13 protein-coding genes and 1 pseudogene are annotated in these 18,914 nt (G+C 57.9%); 10 read left to right on the top strand and 4 right to left on the bottom strand.

What is annotated here, in order from left to right:
• Positions 1–173: 173 nt before the first annotated feature.
• From NHAM_RS05925 to NHAM_RS05915, 3 genes and pseudogenes are all read right to left on the bottom strand, one after another.
• Positions 174–3,662, bottom strand: a complete 3,489-nt coding sequence (locus tag NHAM_RS05925) for a hypothetical protein (protein WP_011509698.1) — start codon at positions 3,660–3,662, stop codon at positions 174–176.
• Between the two features lie 84 nt (positions 3,663–3,746).
• Positions 3,747–5,528 carry a hypothetical protein gene (locus tag NHAM_RS05920; RefSeq protein ID WP_011509697.1) on the bottom strand — a complete coding sequence of 594 codons (1,782 nt, stop codon included), beginning with the start codon at positions 5,526–5,528 and terminating at the stop codon, positions 3,747–3,749.
• A 525-nt stretch (positions 5,529–6,053) separates the two neighbouring features.
• Positions 6,054–6,371: pseudogene (locus NHAM_RS05915) on the bottom strand (integrase core domain-containing protein); the annotation flags it as partial.
• Positions 6,372–6,957: 586 nt separating this feature from the next.
• On the opposite strand from NHAM_RS05915, the gene NHAM_RS24630 reads away from it, so the two are divergent.
• The 3 genes from NHAM_RS24630 to NHAM_RS05910 all read left to right on the top strand — a co-directional run bounded on the left by NHAM_RS24630 (position 6,958) and on the right by NHAM_RS05910 (position 9,358).
• Entirely contained in the window at positions 6,958–7,218 is a 261-nt protein-coding gene (locus NHAM_RS24630) for a hypothetical protein (RefSeq protein ID WP_011509696.1), read from the top strand.
• Positions 7,219–8,350: 1,132 nt separating this feature from the next.
• Positions 8,351–8,527: a hypothetical protein gene (locus tag NHAM_RS26490; protein ID WP_157043544.1), complete on the top strand. Its 177-nt coding sequence runs from the start codon at positions 8,351–8,353 to the stop codon at positions 8,525–8,527.
• Positions 8,528–8,818: 291 nt separating this feature from the next.
• Positions 8,819–9,358: a hypothetical protein gene (locus NHAM_RS05910; RefSeq protein WP_011509695.1), complete on the top strand. Its 540-nt coding sequence runs from the start codon at positions 8,819–8,821 to the stop codon at positions 9,356–9,358.
• A 27-nt stretch (positions 9,359–9,385) separates the two neighbouring features.
• Here the strand turns inward: NHAM_RS05910 and NHAM_RS24615 are convergent.
• Positions 9,386–10,340 (bottom strand): IS630 family transposase gene (locus tag NHAM_RS24615; protein WP_430707696.1). Its coding sequence is split into 2 segments (ribosomal slippage): positions 9,386–10,022 and positions 10,021–10,340, totalling 957 coding nucleotides; the frame shifts between segments, so codons are not numbered across the junction.
• A gap of 173 nt (positions 10,341–10,513) precedes the next feature.
• Between NHAM_RS24615 and NHAM_RS05895 the strand changes: the two genes are divergently transcribed.
• The 7 genes from NHAM_RS05895 (at position 10,514) to NHAM_RS28035 (ending at position 18,910) form a co-directional block, all read left to right on the top strand.
• Positions 10,514–10,705: a hypothetical protein gene (locus NHAM_RS05895; protein ID WP_041357753.1), complete on the top strand. Its 192-nt coding sequence runs from the start codon at positions 10,514–10,516 to the stop codon at positions 10,703–10,705.
• A gap of 144 nt (positions 10,706–10,849) precedes the next feature.
• Positions 10,850–11,659 (top strand): sensor histidine kinase, encoded by an 810-nt coding sequence (locus NHAM_RS05890; protein WP_041358815.1) that lies wholly within the window; start codon positions 10,850–10,852, stop codon positions 11,657–11,659.
• 267 nt (positions 11,660–11,926) lie between these two features.
• Entirely contained in the window at positions 11,927–12,262 is a 336-nt protein-coding gene (locus tag NHAM_RS05885) for a PRC-barrel domain-containing protein (RefSeq protein ID WP_011509690.1), read from the top strand.
• 753 nt (positions 12,263–13,015) lie between these two features.
• Complete coding sequence (locus NHAM_RS05880) at positions 13,016–13,990, top strand: HamA C-terminal domain-containing protein (RefSeq protein ID WP_011509689.1); 975 nt, start codon at positions 13,016–13,018, stop codon at positions 13,988–13,990.
• 1 nt (position 13,991) lies between these two features.
• A complete protein-coding gene (locus NHAM_RS05875) occupies positions 13,992–16,568 on the top strand; it encodes a DEAD/DEAH box helicase (RefSeq protein WP_011509688.1) in 2,577 nt (858 codons plus the stop codon).
• Between the two features lie 394 nt (positions 16,569–16,962).
• On the top strand, positions 16,963–17,760 hold the full coding sequence (locus NHAM_RS05870; protein WP_011509687.1) for a hypothetical protein: 798 nt from the start codon (positions 16,963–16,965) through the stop codon (positions 17,758–17,760).
• On the top strand, positions 17,753–18,910 hold the full coding sequence (locus NHAM_RS28035) for a DEAD/DEAH box helicase (protein ID WP_245270019.1): 1,158 nt from the start codon (positions 17,753–17,755) through the stop codon (positions 18,908–18,910). Before NHAM_RS05870 ends, NHAM_RS28035 begins: the two co-directional genes overlap by 8 nt.
• Positions 18,911–18,914: the final 4 nt, after the last annotated feature.

The following is an 18,914-nucleotide window of genomic DNA, read 5'->3' as shown; positions in this document are numbered from 1 at the left end:
GCCCTTACCACATTGTCATCAAGATGGACTCAAATCACTGCGCCATTCGGGTGTTTATAGGTCCGGTCTTTGTTCAGCGGGCAGTTCGCCAATCGTGCGAGCTCCTCAAACTGCTGAGCGCCCCGGCTGGCCCGCCCGGCAGGATGAGCGCGATGTGCTGGGGCTTGCACCCGTCAATCCTTCTGGCCCGGCGCCCATTCGAAAATGCCTGCGGCAACGATCGTCATAGCCCCATAAGTCCCCATCAGCACCTGTTGTGTGCGTACCTCGGCCGCCTTGATCAACGCTGTCTTCGGGTCGTCCATGGGCATAATCTCGATGTAAGGCTCCAGCATGCCGCCCAGGTTGAAGGCGAAATTTCCGATCGAGTCGGGTATCAGCGCCTTGTAGCTCGTCGTGGCGTCGGACGCATTGTAGACGAGGTTCGCGATCACGGGAACGTTCCAACACTGATTGAGCCAGTTCTCGGCGCCCGCGATAGCGAGCTTGACCAGCTTGATATCTAACGCAGCAAACGGAATGGCGATGAATCCCTTTAAGATGCTGACACCGGTGATGACGGCGTTCATCCGCGCATACCAGCGCTCGGACTCCCACATGATCATTGACGAAATATTCGGCGCCACATAGGCGACGTTAGCGAAGGCATTGATCGTCGCAATCGTCCCTGGCCAAGCGCCCCAACCTGTGCCGTCGTCGGAAAGTTTGGCATTAGCCGTCACGATCAGCACGACGCTACCGACACCAGCAAAGACGCCTTCGACCATGCCGAAGGTTCTGAGCTTCTTTACGTCGAGAGGCTGGTCATCGGCCGCGGCAAGGGCGATCCTTGATGGCTGCGCGACGGCGAATCGCTTGGTGGCGGGCTGTGCGACCACGGCCTTCGGGCCGCCGGACACGAAGAACGCGCCTTTGACTTCCGCGAAGCTGCGCGCATTGCTCAGGCGGTCAGTGAATGTATCACCATGCGGAAATGGCGCTTCACCCGAGCCCAGCTTGTAGACGATTGTCGCCGGTATCGCCGCTATCAGGCACATGAGGTCGAGGAAGGAAAGATCGTCGCCGGTCAGGTCGTGATAGAGCGTCGAGATCACCGGGATGTCGATCCTGGCTGTCAGGACTCCGAGCACGCCTTTGGCAAGCTGGGCGAGGATGTCGAGCAGGGTGGGCACAACATTTTCTGCCGTCTGCAGCACCGTGTCGCCCAGGATTTCCAGCAGCCGTTTGATGATCTCGGTCAGGCTCAAGTGGGCGAACTGGTCGATGATGTCGGTCTTGACGGCATTGAAGGTCGCCGTCATCGTGGCCTCCTCGTTCTTCACGAGCTTGATCAGATCCTCAAAGATCGCTTCGGCTGGCGAGGGCGGCTGGTAGGACGTGTCGCTGTTCCGGTAGTTGCCCTTGAAATGGTGGACGCCGAGATTGGCCGGTGCGCTGTGCAGCCCCGCAGGCGCAGGATTGGACTTCCCGACGTGCGCCGCTGTCTGGTCGAAGTTCGGGATATCCGCCCACTTGTCCAACTCCGATTGCATCTCCCTGAACAGCGACGCAACATCCGCCTTCGCATCGTTCAGGCCATCGACCACGTGGTGGACAGTCTGAACGAAGACGTTCTTCATGACTCGGTGGGTCGCCAGAATGTCGGGCCAGAGGAACAGGAACTCCAGGAACAGGATGATGTCTCGGATGATGATCTTGATGGCGTTGTAGACCCACATCACGGCGGCAACGACCTTCTCCACCGCGTCGAGTATTCCGTAGTAGACCTTGTCGGCGATCGAGACGACGAAGTGCCAGACGCCTTCCGCGGCGTCCTCGACGATCGACACTACGCCCTTGATGCCTGACTCCAGCGCGCTAAACAGGTCGCCGACATCGGTCAGGACGCCTTTGGAAACGTGCGGGAGGGCAATCGTGGGGAGCGTCTTGATGGCGAGCTTGATCTGTGGCGAAGAAGAGGAGGAGGCCGCGAGCTTCTGATAGGCGGTGTTGAGGGCGTCGTTCGACTGCGCGACCGCTTTCAGGTCATCGTCCGATGTGCCATGCGGGATGAACGGCCGCGTGCTGCCGTCCTGGTTGGTGATGACTGCGCTTTTCAGCGCCGAAACCGTGTTCAGCTTGGCGCTGCGCTGGAACGGAGCATCCATCGGGTTGATCAGCAGTTGCTGCGCATCGACCGTCACGTTGAAGCGCGTGCCCGCGAGCGTATGCACCAGTTCGACGATCGTGACGCTGCCGATCTCATCGGTGACGACCTCGATCGGTTGCGGGCCGACGACGTAGTAGAGATGGTCGATGTAGACCGACGTGACGCTCGTCGCCGTCAGCGAGACGGTGATGTTCGGCGCGGGCCGGCCATCTTCGTCGTTGACCTGGAGTCGGGTCGTGTATGATGAGATTTTCCGCGCCGGCTGCTGTAGCTCCGAGGGAGGCAGCGTGATGCTGCTCCGCGACCACATGCCGGTGTCCGGCGTCTTGATCGCCTTGAGCAGGCTGTCTCCGCTGTGCGCGAAGAACGTGTTCGCACTGAACATGCGGTCGATGTAGGGTGAGATCGCGTCGACGTCGATCAGGATCGCAATCGGCGTGTTCCACGCGCCGGCATTGGTCAGCTGCGCCCGGTCGCAGGTGAGGTAGAACACCTCGTCGCTGCCATTCAGGCCCCAGACGGTGACCTTGCCGTCGGCTGTATAGGCGTAAAGGTCGCGTACGCCCGACAGGAGGGCATGCGATACCAGGAGGACGCCGGTCGCGTTGTCCTTCTGGTTCGTGCTGGCGAAATAGTAGAGTCCGCCCTGTGCCGCCACGTAGAGGTCCGACGTGTTGTCGGCATTGCGGCACGCGGCCATGGCATCGGGCTGGACCTTGCTCGGCAGCATCAAGCGCGCGGGCAGTGCCGGCGTCGCCGGATCGAACGGGTTAAAGAGCGGCGTGTAGATGAGTTGCGGCGAGCCCGCGATTCTGCCCATCGTGTAGAGGCCGTCGACTCCGAAGGAATAACTGGCGCGGCCGAGGCACGACTTATACGAAGCGGCTTCGAGGTCGATCGAGATGTCGTGCGGCATCCACACCGGCGCTGCGGGCGTGCTAGTGTCGATGTAGAAGCGCGACACCAAGGCGTCGGTATCGGTCGGGTTGCGGATGATGTCGACGACGATGTATTCCTTGTCGCTCGCCTCAGTGACGAACGTGTCTGCGATCTTGAACGGCTTGGGCATCGGGATCGCCTTGCCGGCGCTGTCCTTGGCATTGAAGGGGCAAGGCGTCCATGCCGGCTTGTCGGTCCAGCCGGTATCGACGTCGGAATTTGTCAGGCTGAGGTAGAGGTGATCGTTGGCGTCGTCGTCGAGCACCATGGCGAGATGAATAGCGGCGGACGCGGACCCGGCAACCGCCTGTGCCGCCGCGAAGGTCTTGCAGGTGGCTCCCTTGGGGAAGTCCGCCTTGGCCTGCGCGCTGCTTAGGTCGGCATGTGTCCAACCGTGCGCCGCGGCCTGCAACTCTTTCGTGACGTTAAAGGCGTCGTCGGTGCCGATCGAGAACAGCAGCGAGGCGCCCGTGCTCGTCTGCAGCGCGATGAATTTTCTCTGCGGCTCGAGAATGCCGCTCTGGATGTAGTTCTGCATCAACTCGGCGGACGACGTCACGGTATACGCGCTCATGATCAAGCCTCGCGTGATTGAGTGTAGAGAGACGCTCTGTGTTGAATGGCGCATGCCTTTCGGCAAAGCGCCGCCGTGCGAGCGCTAGGGCGCCGCATAGGTCAGCTGCGCCACCAGATCCTGATAAGCGGAGAACGCCACGTTCTTGAACACGAACGTGCTGGAGCCGGGAAACACCCAGCCCTTCTGACTGTTGATCTCGTTGGTGACCTCGGATTCATAGGACGCGAACTTGTCGTCGAGCCGGCTGGCCAGGTTGGCCTCCACGCTCGTCAGGCCTTTCCTCAGATTGTTCTCGAAGCCGAATGTGCCGATAATGCCCTTGCCATGGAAATCCCAGCCGGCGGATTTGTCGTCCATGCTGCTCATCTTCGTAACCTTCAGCTCGCCCGTATCGGTGACGCTGATCTGGAAGGTCACAGTGAGGGTCTTGTCGTAGTAGTTCTTGCCCGGCAGATCGTCGTAGTTGATGCCTGCCTCGTGATGGTTGAACTTCATCCACGCCGCCGCATGGATGATCAGGCGAATCACATTGTCCTTGAGCGCGACGGACCCCGCGAGCATATAGTTGAAGTCGCCATGGATCGATGAGAGATGGTCAGCTGCCTCCGAGTCGTCGTGGCTCTTGTGATCGTAGGTGAGGCTCAACACCTCGGTGAACCCATCGGGCGCGCGCGCGCCGACTTTGACTGGCTGGAAGGTCTTGGGGTCTGGCGCATCGCTGCTCGAATACCTGATGTGATAGTCGTCGCCACTGTGGCTGAGTGAGACCTTTGTCTGTTGGCACAGTCTTCCGATATCCTGGTTGAGGAGGCCTGCGAAGAAATTGACGAAGATGTCGCGGCGGACCGATTGCACCCCGGAGAACGAAGCGACCTCGCCTTCTTCGACCCAGTTCCATGGGAACAACGTGGCGGTCGGCGGCACCGTGCCGGTGGTGCCGAGATAGTTGAAGGTGGCGGCGGCCTGCTGCGCCGGCGTGGGATTGGCGATCGGATTGGATGAGCCATCGAGTAATGTGCAGGTCTCGTAGGATATCGCGCCAAGCTGCAGCTTGCTGCGATCCGGTCGGTTGACCGTAACGGAGTAGCCGAGCACAGGCGTGCCATTGACGCGCATCTGCTTCATGTAGGCGTCGAGGAACACGCTTGAGATCAATTCCCATACCGCCCAACCAGCAGGTATGCCGACGATCGTCGGTTGCGACTGCAGGATTGCGGTGTCGAGGGCAAGGAAGAGCTGCTGAACGCTGAAAGCGTTTGCACCGACGGACTGGCGCAGGTCATTGATGCGATCCTTGACGGCGCTGGTCGCTTGTGCGGGCGGGTTGCTCACGTCGACCGCGCTCGTGTTCAGCGCAACATTGGCGGAGAAATACCAGGGACTTGCCGCGCCGGTCGGCTGACTTTGATTGATCCAACTGGCGCGTCCGCGTGGGCCGTATTCGAAGCCGGTGATCTGAAACTCGGCGCACAGCAGATTGAACAGGACGGGCGCATTGGTGCCGCGCGATAACGTCATGATCGGCGGCAGTTTCCCGGGTGCCACATCGGGCAGCCCGAGCCGGGCCTTGAATCCGCCGGCAAAATTCGCGTTCGTGAGATTGATCAGGTCTTGGTTGGAGTTCGGGTCGGCGCCGGCCAGCACCTGAAACGGGTCCGCTCCCTTGGCCCGCGCCTTCAGATCGGCATAACTGATCGGAATCAGATTGTTATTCTGGTCGTAAACGTAGCAACTCACGACTTCCGGTGCCGTTAGGCCAGCGAGAAACTGTTTCATCGTGGCGTTTATGCTCGCCTGCGTAACCGCGACGACAAGATCGTAGCCGAACTTGGGATCGGACAGATTGGATTGAGCGGCGCCCATAGTGGTTCCTCCCCAGCAGGGTGCGTTTGACGCGATCGGCCAAGCGGCAGAGCGCCTTGATCAGGAAAAGATCGGAGGCATGGATGGCGCGCCTGCGCCGGTGTCGCGCTGCTGCATCGCAGACTCAGCGAGAGCAACGCTCCAGCCCGACCGGAGCAGACAAGAACGCACGCTACGCGGGATACTTGGTTGAAGTGCAAACCACAGTATCAAATGGCGTGTAAGGAATGATTACCTCATTCATTCATGTAGAAATAAATGTTGATGCAAGTCGACAGGAGTACGAACAGCATTAACCGCTCGCATGGCGGACACTGGATGCCTTGCTCTGGCATACCAAGACCTCCCGTCGTGCAATGATGAAACAGGCAATCACGAAGTGGCAGACGACCATTGAGCGGCTACAGCGGGCGTTTCCAAAACATGACACCTTCTGAAACTCATTGATCTTTAGAGTCGCCTTTCTGGGATCAGCGAACCCCTTAGGCGACTGGCCTGCCCCTATGATGTGGTCCGCTTTCAGTCTTAATGCATGATGGGCTTTTCGGCCATTGCTTGCGCTGCTGGCGGAAGCGATCCGGCTGGCTTTGAAGGCCAGGCGATGACCTCTGGCGCCGGCGGTTTATATCGAAGCGATGAGTGTGGTCGCTCGGTGTTGTAGTAGCGCCGCCATGCCTCGATGATGACCTTGGCCTCGGCGAGGCTGTAGAAGATCTCGCTGTTGAGCAGTTCGTCGCGCAGCCTCGAGTTGAAGCTCTCGCAGTAGCCGTTCTCCCACGGGCTTCCGGGCTCGATGAACGCGGTCTTGGCGCCGACAGCTGCAATCCACTCCCGCACTGCCTTGATGCCTCACGGTAGTCTTTGCGGTACCGCTTTCACTGTCAAAAATCTTTCGGATTTAGGCCTTGTAATCGCGGGCCATAAGCAGTTTTTGCATTCGAACTATATTTCTTATTGTCGCGCGTTCCCCATTGTGGTCACTCGTTCAGGTCCCACCTCTATAGAGCGCCTGGAAAATAGGTTTTAGGTTCGTTTCCGGAAAGGAAACACCATGTCCAACACACCGATCGCTTCCAATGAAGCCCCGAAGACCGCTCCTCCGGGCGAGGCCAAGCCCGCCGGTCAAGACAACGCGGGCGATAGCAAGCCTCCGCCGGATGCTTCGAAACAGAAATAGTTTTGTCATTGGCAAAAGGGGAGCCCGGCGGTGCCGGGTTTTCTTTTTCAGGGAAGTTGTCATGTCAATTCAGACACCATTTCGCTTTCGAGAGTGGTTCGTTCCGCCGATTGTTGTTCCTCTGTTCCTTGGCCTCGTGATTCTGGGCTCCGTCATTTGGCGTTGGTGACTGAGCTCGATGTGGTGATCGAGATCGATCTGAGCAGGTTATCTTCTTCCGAGCTTCGAGCGCCAACGTGACTGGAGAGTGATATGACCATCAGATCCCGTAGAGACTCAGTCGTTTTCAAACATAGCTTCTGCATCGAAGGCGTTGACCGACCGTTGCCAGCCGGCACCTATGAGGTTGTAACCGACGAGGAAGAAATCGAAGGTTTGTCGTTCCTCGCGTTCCGCCGGATAGCAACGTCCTTCAGAGCGACCGAATCATCCAGAGCGCGTTTAACAACCGAGTCGTTCGATATTGATCCCGATGATTTGAAAGAAGCGTTGCGAATAGACGCGGCAGCCTAGCTACGCGATGGCTTGTCCGGCTAACAGCCCGCCCTAAACGGCTGAGGTTGTCTACCGGAGTGTGATCATAAATCGCGATAGCGCAGTGCATTTATCGAGCGAAGGAGCGTCCGATGACTTCCATGCGCAAAGTTCTCTTGACCCTAGCTGCTGGAACCGGCGCTCTGGCTCTTAGTTCCTTGGCGGCCTCGGGTGCGATTGTATGTACCGGAAACGTGTGCTGGCATACGCAGGAGCAATACAGCTACCCGCCAGACGCGAGGGTCTTCATTCACGACGATAGTTGGCTCGCGGAGCCGCATGTCACATTCCGCGAACATGAGGGGCGAGGTTATTGGAAGGGTGATACCTGGACGACGTGGTAATACGTCCTTCACCAACGCGGCGGCGGTGAATATCGGTAGAAGAGATCGCGACATGGCTTGCACGCAACGGCCTCGCGTTCGATGACCTCGGTACTCAAAAGGCAAGTACGGTAGCGCTCAGAATGAAGCTGAGCGCGCGGCCGTGGGTGTTTGGGCTGGAAGTTACGTTGTGCCCTGGAGCTATCGGACTTGCATTCGTAACGGCGGACGGCCTAGCGGGTGTTCGGATGATGCGAACTCGCAGAATTAGGCGAACCTTATGACTCACTCCCCGCCCGGCGAATGGCGTTGCGGCGATCTGTTCCCATTCATCGAAGATTGCTGTGCAGGGCAATGATGTCCATCTCAGCCTCGAAATCCGACATCAGCGGGGAGCGAAGGCATGTCCGCTAAGGGTCACTAGGCGACTAGGCAAAAGAGCCGCCGACTGAGATTTTCTGGCGCGAAGGGAAAATCACCCCATCGGTGCCCGGCTGGCTGTCGGTGCCCCAAATGTAAGGCACGGTCTGGACGGGGAGCGTCAACCCGCCGCTCCCGGCCCCGTCATGGTGCAATGGCTCGGCAGCTAGTCTGGAAGTCGCAAAGGAGGACGAGTCCAAGGCCGCGTGGGAGCGGTTCTACGCGAGCCTGACGCCGGAGGACATTAAATCCCGGCCCCGCACAGAGGGCCTCGCTAAGGCGAATGCGCCATGGCTGGGAAAGTAGATTGGCTAGGAACGGTAACAGCCCGGTGAGGTTGTTGTTCCTAAACAGGCATGGAGCATAGCATGGTAGTTTCCAGAAAAATGGCCAGTATAACTCGCGTTTACATCGGCTGGGCTATCGGCGGCGCAATCCTCGTGGTGCTGCTCAGTCTTTCCGTTTTCTACACTGGGCGCGGCACGCATCCGAAATCAGTCGATAATGCGCCGAACGCCGTAACACAGCCTCAACCGCAAAAATGAGCTTCTAAGCAAGTTCGCGGAGAGCGAGGTCGTAAGCGACGTTGACTAGCCGAACGAAAACCGCCGGCTCAGTGGCTGGCGGCTTCGCTGTGTGTCCCTTACGCGTGCGCCCACAATCCGCCGTCAGTTCCCATGGCGGGCTCGGTCTCGGGGCTGGGTGAAGGTCTCGCGAGCGTTGCCGTCATCCGCGCTCGCCTGTCGACGCTGGGCCGCCATATGCGTGAGCGCGCATTGCGATAAGAGACATAGTGAAGCACTCGCCATTATCGAGCGCAACGGGAGCGGCGTGTCATGAAGGTGACGCAAACTCCACTCACCGTCGATCGGATATACCGTATTCTGGACGCACGATGGCATTACAAGTTGCCGCGTCCCCGCGCGGGCTACGAAAGCATAACATCGAAGATGGCACCGCGTTCGCCAAGCGGATTGTTGCAACATACGTCGAAGTTGCCGATAGCCCCCGGACTGAGCGCTGAGATCGATTTCGTGATCGAAGCACAAAACCAGAAAGCCTCTATGAGTAAGACATCACTGGACCAACAGATCGCAAATGCGCTCGTCGATAACGCAGTCAATGACGGCTTTCTAATCTCCGTCAACGACGGTGAGGAGACGATCAACCGATCACGGAATATCGCCGAGATCATCAAAGCGATGTTCCGCACCAATATGGACACACTCACGCTCAATGTCGAAGAACGGCGCGTGGGTATGATCACTCTGATCTACGGCAACGGAAGAAACGGGCTCGATGTGATCGGCGATCACACTGACATCCCGCACATCAACCGTCTCGTTGAGCGCACCATGAAGGAGTTCGATCGATGAGCTACGCCGAACTAGAGCATCGGGTATTCAATTGAATCCGTATCCTGCGGCTTTGAAGTAGTTTGAGCACTCTTGCGGAGAGAAGAGCGCGCAGATGTTGCCGATAGCTTTCCAGAGAGCGTCGATGGTTCTGGCTGCGGCGGCTCGCAGATGAGCTTTCAGTTTTGCGAAGGCCATTTCGATGGGATTGAGATCCGGGCTGTAGGGCGGCAGGAACAGGAGCCACGCGCCCCGTGCGCGGATGGCTTTTTCGGCCTTCTCGCTCTTGTGGCTGGAGAGATTATCCAGGATGACGACATCACCGGGCCTGAGGGCGGGCGCGAGTTGGGTGTCGACATAGGTCTCGAAGATGATCCGGTTCATTGGGGCATCGATAACCCAGGGGGCGACGAGGCCATCGCACTTGAGGCCTGCTACGAAGGTCTGCGTTCCCCAGTGACCGAATGGAGCCTTGCTGTTCAGCCGCGTTCCTTTCAGCGATCGTCCACGCTGGCGAACCATCTTGGTGGTGGTGCCGGTTTCGTCAATGAAGATCAGCCGCTCGCGCTGCTTGTGCATGATGGGCTGGCGGCCCGCTTTCCATTCGGCCCGAGCCTTGACCAGTTCAGGCCTGTCTTGTTCGCTGGCCCGCAGAGTTTTTTTTGAAGCTGAGCCCGCAGGCGATCAAGAACTTCGACAGGTTCGACGGGTCTGCTTTGACGCCCTTGGCCTTGGCGAGTTTTTCCGCCAGTTCAGGCATGGTGATGTCGCTCTCGGCCGCGACTGTCGCAAGAATGAAGTCGCGGTGCTGACCGAGTTTGCCATGCCGGAACCCGCCACGCGGACGCGGATCGACCCGACCCGTCTCCCGCCAGCGCCGCATCAGGTTCACCGCAAAAGATACCGAAGTCCCAAAACGGGCAGCAGCCCCATGGCACGAGTTCCCCGCCTCGACATAGGCAACAACACGCTCACGCAGATCGTTCGACAAAGGATGCGGCATGGCAAATCACCCCCGCAGACTTTGAATCACCTTGAGCCTCGTTTGTGAATCCGCCGCGATTCCAAATGATCGCCCGACGCTCTAGCATGGCAGCCTGCAGATCGACAGACCAAGCCGCTGACGATTCTTTTTCTTGAGGCTAGAGGTATGGCGATGCGAAAATTCTTTTCGACATGAAGAATGGCGTTCCGATGAGAGATAAGGTCGGGATCGACTTCGAAGGCAACCCGGAAGCCGTCAAGCGCTGCAAAGAACTCGCTCGGCACTTCCGCTACAATAGCCCGCGCCAAGATAATGACCTTGAGATATCTGTCGTCAACGAACTTGGGCGTGAAATTCATCGTGAGTTTGTTCACCGCGATTAAAGCTGCGAAAGTTGGAGGCCTCGGTCATGATCGGTCACGCTCGAGGGGCTGTTTTCGCGCTAAATGCATCCCAAACGCGTGATTGGGGCACAAAAGCGTATCAAAGGTGTGTGAGGCACCCGACTTATGGTGGTAAAGTCAGCGATGTTTGAGACCGATCGTTATCGTCGTCTAGAACGCCAACCTTCTAACGGCGCAGCACGACCTCACGACTTTCTAGAGGCAGAGAATATCAGCCTTCGATTGCTGTTGGCGCAGGCCGAAATCGATGCCCAGGGTTTGCTGGCTCAGGCCGGCATTGACGCCCGCGAGCGTGACGCATCCGACAAGCTGCAGAAGCTGATCCTGGAAGAGCTTCATCATCGCATCAAGAATACACTCGCGACGGTCAGCGCCATCGCCACCCAGAGTCTTCGCCACGTGCAGGGCACCGAACACGCGCAGCACGCCATAGCGGGCCGGCTGCAGGCGCTCGGGCGAGCTCACGATCTCCTTCTACAGGCAAGATGGAACAGCGCCGACCTTAGCCATATCGTCCGCAGCGCCACCGAAGCCTTCGACAATCCGGACGTTCCGAAATTCTCGATTGCAGGACCGGACATCCAGACGACGTCGGGCGCCGTGATCGCCATAGCCATGACGCTCAACGAGCTCTGCACGAACTCCACGAAATTCGGAGCTCTGTCGGAGCCGACTGGGCGTGTCGACATCGCCTGGACGCTGGATCCAAAGACGCAGCGCGTGCACCTGACATGGACCGAAATGAACGGTCCAGTAGTTCACGCTCCGGAAAACCACAGTTTCGGGACGCGCCTCATCGAGACGCTAGGCAAGCAGCTCAAGGGCGACGTGCAGTTGACGTATCAGCCGACAGGTTTCGTCTACGCGATCGACGTGCCGTTGGCTTCCCTGACGTCAGCGGGTGGCGGCGTGATAAGCAAATATGAGGCGTGACTGTCGATGATGCTGACGGTTCCTGAGCACTCCATACCGGCGCTGTAATATTCGGGCAGCCTGCTGGTCAGCTCGGACGTCGCTCGAATCAGTAAGAGCCGCGCCATCTACCGAAGTGAACAGCGCGGCCAGTTAGCTCGATCGGCGAGAGTTTGCCTGCCCAGAGTGCGACAGATCGCGCGTCCCCGGAACGTTTCCCGCGCCTGTCGCTTAACTAGTTGCAAAGAAAGGAAAATATATGTCTATGAAAAAAGGAGAACCGACCACTTGATCGCCAGCGATAGAAAGTCTGGGAAGGCTGTCTACGGCGCCGAGAAAAAGAAGATAGGTTCAATCAAACGTGTGATGGTTGACAGGAAGAGCGGGGAAATTGCCCAAGCCGTACTCTGTTTCGGCGGCTTCCTTGGCTTCGGCGACGATCATCACATGGTACCGTGGAACCTGCTGAAATATGACGCTGATCTTGGTGTGTACAGTTCCGACATAAGCGGGAGCCGGCTGAAAGGCCGCCCGAAGCACGGCACCGAGACCATCTTTGACCGGAATGCCCGATACGCAGTGCTCGACAAGTATGATAACGAGTGGGTGATGCATCCCGGCTGAGCATTGGAACTTCAGTTACTGAAACTTACCCGCCGGGATGCCCGGCGGGTTTTGTGCGTGGCCGCAATATCGCTCAAAAAGGCCCTCACTGCCCAAGTTCGCTCGCTCGCATTACCTACCGCGTATCCGCCGACTTACCGCACCTCAGACGCGCACAATTAATCGCGTCATCCATTGGCGATCTTCGATCGATGTATTTATTGACGAATGGTGCGCTAAAGCAGCGTCACCGCTAGACCGTCCAATCATACCTCGACCCGCACGAATCGCGCGCGCATGATTCTCTACGCGGCCAACAATTCCGCACTTCCCTGTGGGCGTCCGCACCTCCCCCGTAACGGGTGGCAACGGATGATAACGGATGAATCCCCACACCCCCGCAGCGTGATCGGCTACGCTGTACAAGAACAGCGTCTAACCAACATGTAAGCTATTGATTTTGTTCGTGAATGGCGCGCCATTCAGAATAAAACTACGAACTCATATACTATTGAAATAACTATATAATTTACAAGAAATGCTTCTGCCTATTCGAAAGCTATAAGCGGCCATTCAACGCTAACTTCGTACTACCGATATGTGCCAAGGCTGGCATGGGCAAACGGTCAGATAGCGGGTTCGGTGGATCTCCTAGATCGGGCAGCGCTCGCAACCTTAGCGCGATCTCCGACCACAGTTCAATTGGCGACCTCCGGCGATGGTGCTAGGTTCAATCGGACTCTGCTCTAGATTTCGGATCTTGGCGACAGAATCTTGGAATTTGACGCTCTGGCGACCGCACTGGCGATAATAAAGAAGGACTGGTCAGTCCTGTCGTCGCGTATCCATACGGCAGAGCACGATATCGTCACCAATCACAAACATCTCAACCTGCGTCTGCACTATCCTGCACTCCGGGACGCCCAGGCTACGGTCGAAGAGCTCGTTAGAACAATTGCTCTCTATCTGACGCATTTCAGCCTTCCACGAAAGCAGGTCGAGGCGATTTATGCGACGCAAGAGACGATGAAGACAGCGTTCGAACGGCATCAAGCGATCTCACGCTTGGAGCAAGAGGCACGCTCGCTGTTTATCAGAGCGAGAAAATCATCACAGCGCACTGGAGAAGCCGGCGAGCTGCTACTGTATCTTCTTACAGAGTGGTTACTGGACGCACCGCAAATCATTGCCAAGATGTCACTCAAGACCAACGCTCAAATGCCCGTCTATGGCTTCGACGGCATACATGTCCGTTTCGACGCAAAAACTAATCGCCTTGTTCTCTTCTCTGGAGAAGCCAAACTCCACAGCGATATTACCAAAGCAATCGCGTCTGCGGTCACGTCTATCAAAACTGGCTTAAGCCGCGAAAAGATGCAGCATGAGATCGAACTCGTCCAACGGCACATTGACTTTTCCGGCCTCGATGAGACGGCGCGGACGGCACTCCTTCGCTACCTTGACCCCTTCGACGAGGCTTACAATAATCGGCTCGAGGTGGTGACCTGTCTGATCGGCTTCGATTTCACTGGTTACGCCAGGCTGTCGCCAGACGAGCTAGAAGACTTGGATACAAATTTCAAAACATCAGCGACTGCCAAACTTCGTGAGGTCGGACCGATTTTTGCGAAGGCTTTAACGGATGCTGGCCTCGCCAATCAGAGGGTAGAACTCTTCTTGTTTCCTGTACCCTCGGTGTCGGTACTGCGCGACCTCTTCCAGAATCAGATCGGCTGGACGCGCGATTAGAATGCAGCCACTCGCTGACAAGGTTTGGGCTAATCCCCACTTCCATGCCGCAGCGAGACGTCTGCAACGGGCATGGCTCTCACACGACATCGGTGTTGGTCGTGATGATCGCCCCGGCCTTGAAGAAATCGTTCGCATCGTCCGGGCTTCGGCCATTCTCGCGTGTTCGAAAACCGCTGACCATCGCGACCAAGCCTATCGAACGATGACGTCCGCTTTCGATCTCTATGGTGCATCGGAACTACCTCTTGACCAAGCCACGCGCGTCGTTTTGGCCCGCTTGGGTAACTTCCCTGCCCTAGCTACGCGTCCCTCTATCCGCGACGCCATGCCCTCCCTGCCAGCCAGCCTTATCACTGAGGAACTCATCGTTTCGGATCGCCGAACCATTACACGTCGCGATCGTTCAGTTCTGCTCACCCACTACCAGTTCGGCCTCTGGCGTCGCTTGGTTGCTGGAGAACGAGTGGCGGTCGCAGCACCGACCTCCGCGGGCAAGTCATTTGTACTGCAGAATTTCATTGCCGCGCGCTTGGAGGGGTCAAGTCCCCAGACGATCGTCTATATCGTTCCGACTCGTGCCCTGATCGCGCAGGTCTCCGCTGACGTTCGCAAACTCCTCATCATCGATGACGGGACTTCCGGCGACGTCGATGTGATCACCGTTCCCGTAGAGGCAGGGCAGCCCCTACCCAGGCGCGCCATCTACGTTCTTACCCAAGAACGGCTTAGAATGATGCTGAGCGCCCATCCCACCTTCCATGCACAGATTATCATAGTCGATGAAGCCCATTCGGTCGGCGATGGCGCGCGGGGCGTACTTCTGCAATGGACAGTAGACGACCTATTGCAGCGTCTACCGACGACCCAACTCCTGTTTGCCAGTCCTGGCATTCGGAACCTCGACGTCTTTGGACGGATGTTCGACGTTGATGACATAACGATCATGCCCAGCGGCGACCCGACGGTCGCCCAGAATTTTCTGGTCGCGGCGTTTGATGACGCGGAAGCAGGAGACCTGACTGTCCGCTACGTTGAGCCCGCACGTACATTGACTGAGATTGGCCGATTGGCCTTGGGGCGTCGCTCGGTCACCCGTGTCGAGAAACAGGTGAATCTCGCCATCAGTTTAGGTCAGGGCGCGTCCAACATTGTCTACGCGAATGGCGCAGGCGACGCCGAGCATATCGCGCTTGAAATCGCTGGCCGACTCGATCGCCCGCCTACGGCACGAAGACAGGCACTCGCCCAGCTGGCGGCGGAGACCGTCCATTGGTCATATGCGTTGGTGACATGCGCGAAGAAGGGAGTCGCGTTCCATTATTCGAACATGCCGACGCAAATTCGCACGGCCGTCGAAGAAGCGGTCATACGGGGCGACATTGACTATCTCGTCTGCACCACGACCCTGCTCCAAGGCGTTAACCTTCCCGCTAAAAACCTCTTTCTCTGCCGTCCTGAAAAGGGCGACCGGGTCCCGCTGGAATCGGTCGACTTCTGGAACTTAGCCGGCCGCGCAGGGCGGCTCATGAAAGAATTCCAAGGCAACATCTTCCTCATCGACTACGATCACTGGCGCAAGAAGCCGCTTGACCACCCTCGCGACGCGACCGTCATTCCAGCCGTCGAGGCGGGCCTCCTTCAGAAAGGCGCCGACCTTTTACGCGTCATCGAGCGGCCAGAGACCCAGCGCCGTGAGATTGACCACGTCGACGCTATATTCGGTCGGCTACTACATGAGCATTTCTCCGGCACACTCTCGAAGATGTTAAGCCGTATCCCTTCGTACGGCGACGCGACACCAGGTTCTCTAGCGCTTCAAAAGGCAATTGCCGAAGCAGCCGTTGACATCACCCTACCTACCAGTGTGCTACGCATTAGCCCTAACATCTCGCCCCACAAGCAACAGGCCCTTTATCAAATGCTGCGCTTGCGGGCCGAAAGTACACCAGCGAGTGCCATGGCCCTCATCCCTAAACATCCGAGTGACCGTGATGCCTACCAATCCTACGCCGACATTCTCGAAATCTGCCATAAGATCATCGAGGGCCGACCCGATACCTCGCGACTACATCGCTTCCTTGCACTCATCGCGGTGTTCTGGATGCGCGGACGGCCCCTACCACAGATCGTTCAAAATCAACTGCGTCGAAACCCTGATCGTGATCGCCGCGAAATCATTCGTGATACGCTCGAACTTGTTGAGAAGCGGGTACGATACCAATGCGTCCGGCTGTTCAGCTGCTACGGCGCAGTACTTGCCGAAGTACTCCAAGACGTTAATCTTCCGGATGCTGTCAAAACGTTGCCATCAATTCCCCTATTTCTGGAGCTTGGCGCATCGGACAAAACAACGCTCAGCCTAATGTCGAACGGACTGTCCCGTGCCACCGCGACACGTTTGACGCCTCGTGCTCCGTCACGTGACTTGGAAACAGAAGACGCCATGGATTGGCTTCGCCAAGCCCCGGTGGAGACCTATCGCCTTCCGGCCCTTTTGCTTGAAGAGATCCTAGAGATTCGAGGTGACAAAGCTGCGGTGACACCAGACGACGCCGAACGTCATCGTGAAGAGTAAGCCCCCGGGTTAGACTCCGCCACCGCGATACAGCAGATAGATTTCTGCCGATCACGATCCGTCGCGTTGACATGGGGCATTGCTGCTTGGCGACCCATAGGCTCGAAAATAGGTAACTGTCGTTGGGCAGGACACCATCTAAAGCGGACCTCCAATATCTCTTGTGCGGCCAACGGCTACAGGTGCTTCTCGGTCGCACCATCCTTGTTTTTATGGTACGGTCAAAAAGGGAATAAGGGGGCGAAGCTGCATTGAGTAGATCAATTGTTTGTTCGTGTTGCACGAACGAAAAATATGTCTGTGTTTTCATTATCATATTTCGAACTTGTTGCGTTACGCTTGGTGTCGCTCCGGGTACGCCTCTGACAGTTCGACGATCACTTCTATCTCACCCATGACCCTGACGCTCGCCCCACTCGATCATGGCGAACTCTGCCATGGCTGGACATGGACTATCGACGATGAGGATGTGCTCGCCGAGCGAGTCGCACGTATTGTGCTCGGCCAGTATCGTCATGTCGCCAAAATCCTGACAGGCGCGGGCGTGCCAGGTCCTGCTGCTAATGCTGAGCAGGCGAACGCCGCAATCAAACAACTGACCATCGCTGAGGACGATGATCCCTGGCACCGCGATGGCTGGCTATTCCAAGCAATCTCGTGGATCGCCGCACACCAGCAGCCCTCCGCGTCACTGACCCGGATGCCACATATACGCAAAGCCGATAAAGGCTTTGACGGCATGCAACTCGAACTCAACGAAGCTGGCACTGCGGTCATCGCGGTCGTCGTCTTCGAGGACAAGGCCACCGACAATGCCCGTGACACTATCCGCGAGGATGTCTGGCCGGGTATCGTCGCGCTCGAAAAAGGCGAGCGGCTGAACGAACTTAGCCAAGAAATTAGCGGGATGCTCGACGCGCGCGCCGCAGCCGATCCTACATTCGATCTCGATACCGCGATCGCCAATACGCTATGGCACGACGCCCGGCGCTACCGCGTCAGCATAACTATCGGTGACACCCACAACGACGCCGATTCCCGCGCGAGACTGTTCAAGGGATTCGACGAATCCGCGCCTGGCGCTGCCGCTCGCCGCCGCGCCGACACCATTTACCTACCAGCAATGCGCAACTGGATGGCGGGCTTCGCCGCGCGTGTGATCGTCAAAATCAAGGCCATTGCCAATGTTTGATCCGACGACTGCGGCGCTGATCCGGGCGGCCCCCCCGCTCCAGGGGCTCGACCTCAATAATCTGCCTAAACAGCTGACCGAAGCATTTGCCAATATCGTTTCGGCGCGTATCCGGTTGCGCGGTGCGTCCATTGAAGCGGACGATGAAGCGATGCTCGCGACAATCGCTCAGCTTCGTCGCATTGCCGCCGCTCACGAAACCTATGCCGCTTTGCTACCGGATCGCGAGAATCGCGCCTCGGCGGCGTTCGTTGCGGCCTCGGCACATCAAACCGTCTCGCTCGCGTTGCGCAGAACCGAGACCACTAGTCACGTCGACACGGCAGCAGTTAGCCCTGACATCTGCGCTACGCTGCTTTTCCTTCTAGCGGAAGCGCATGCCGATGCCGCCGAGGCTGCCAAGCGTATCGTGCCTGCAGCGGGCGCCGGACCAATCGAGCGCGCCTTGTTGTTGGCGATCCGTGGCCTTGCGCAAGGAAGATTCGGGGAGGTTGTGGGTGCGGAAGAGCCAGAAATTAATCTCGATGGCGAGGACCTTGGATTCCGTGCCCTCGACGCGCTTCGCCTGCTGCTGCTACGCGGCGTCACCAATCTCGCGCGGCAATTGCGCTTGCGCATTGACCTCGCGCCCGAGGCGGGCGGCGCCTTACCGGCGAGGGCGCTGTTCGCCCAAGTGCGCAACCTTGCCAGCGAACAGATTGATGGCGCGGGCGTGGCTGGTGAAACACTCCTTAGCCTTTATAGCGGCCCTTTGCATCTCGCCAATTTGCTGCTCGGGCTCGAGGGCGACTTGATTGGAACCGCGCTCAGTCGCATCCCGACACCGGGCGGAGTCGATGACAATGGCTGGTGGCAGATACTCCGTCGCATGGCCCTGCAGCGACCCTATCTCTGGCGCAATCATCGCGAGGCGATCGAGAAGGGCTATCTTGAACAAGGCGTATCCTCGGCGATTAGTTTTCCGACGGGTGGCGGCAAGTCGACACTTGCAGAACTCAAGGTCGCGACCGCGCTTCTACGCGGAGAGAAGGTCATTTTCCTCGCGCCCACCCATGCGCTCGTCGGACAGACTCAGCGCTCACTCAAGGGGACCTTCCAAACTACAGCATTCTTGCCGATGTCGAGGATGATGTTGGCATCGGTGATGTAGTAGT

This window comes from Nitrobacter hamburgensis X14 (assembly GCF_000013885.1).
Lineage (GTDB): Bacteria > Pseudomonadota > Alphaproteobacteria > Rhizobiales > Xanthobacteraceae > Nitrobacter > Nitrobacter hamburgensis.
This window is presented reverse-complemented; position numbering and strand designations above follow the sequence as displayed.

What these genes read in the sequence shown, in the direction of transcription:
- NHAM_RS26490 (WP_157043544.1), top strand. Translation starts at nt 8,351, where the DNA reads ATGGTAGTTTCCAGAAAAATGGCCAGTATAACTCGCGTTTACATCGGC.
- NHAM_RS05925 (WP_011509698.1), bottom strand. Translation starts at nt 3,662, where the DNA reads ATGAGCGCGTATACCGTGACGTCGTCCGCCGAGTTGATGCAGAACTAC.
- NHAM_RS05910 (WP_011509695.1), top strand. Translation starts at nt 8,819, where the DNA reads ATGAAGGTGACGCAAACTCCACTCACCGTCGATCGGATATACCGTATT.
- NHAM_RS05895 (WP_041357753.1), top strand. Translation starts at nt 10,514, where the DNA reads ATGAAGAATGGCGTTCCGATGAGAGATAAGGTCGGGATCGACTTCGAA.
- NHAM_RS05890 (WP_041358815.1), top strand. Translation starts at nt 10,850, where the DNA reads ATGTTTGAGACCGATCGTTATCGTCGTCTAGAACGCCAACCTTCTAAC.
- NHAM_RS28035 (WP_245270019.1), top strand. Translation starts at nt 17,753, where the DNA reads ATGTTTGATCCGACGACTGCGGCGCTGATCCGGGCGGCCCCCCCGCTC.
- NHAM_RS05875 (WP_011509688.1), top strand. Translation starts at nt 13,992, where the DNA reads ATGCAGCCACTCGCTGACAAGGTTTGGGCTAATCCCCACTTCCATGCC.
- NHAM_RS24630 (WP_011509696.1), top strand. Translation starts at nt 6,958, where the DNA reads ATGACCATCAGATCCCGTAGAGACTCAGTCGTTTTCAAACATAGCTTC.
- NHAM_RS05870 (WP_011509687.1), top strand. Translation starts at nt 16,963, where the DNA reads ATGACCCTGACGCTCGCCCCACTCGATCATGGCGAACTCTGCCATGGC.
- NHAM_RS05920 (WP_011509697.1), bottom strand. Translation starts at nt 5,528, where the DNA reads ATGGGCGCCGCTCAATCCAATCTGTCCGATCCCAAGTTCGGCTACGAT.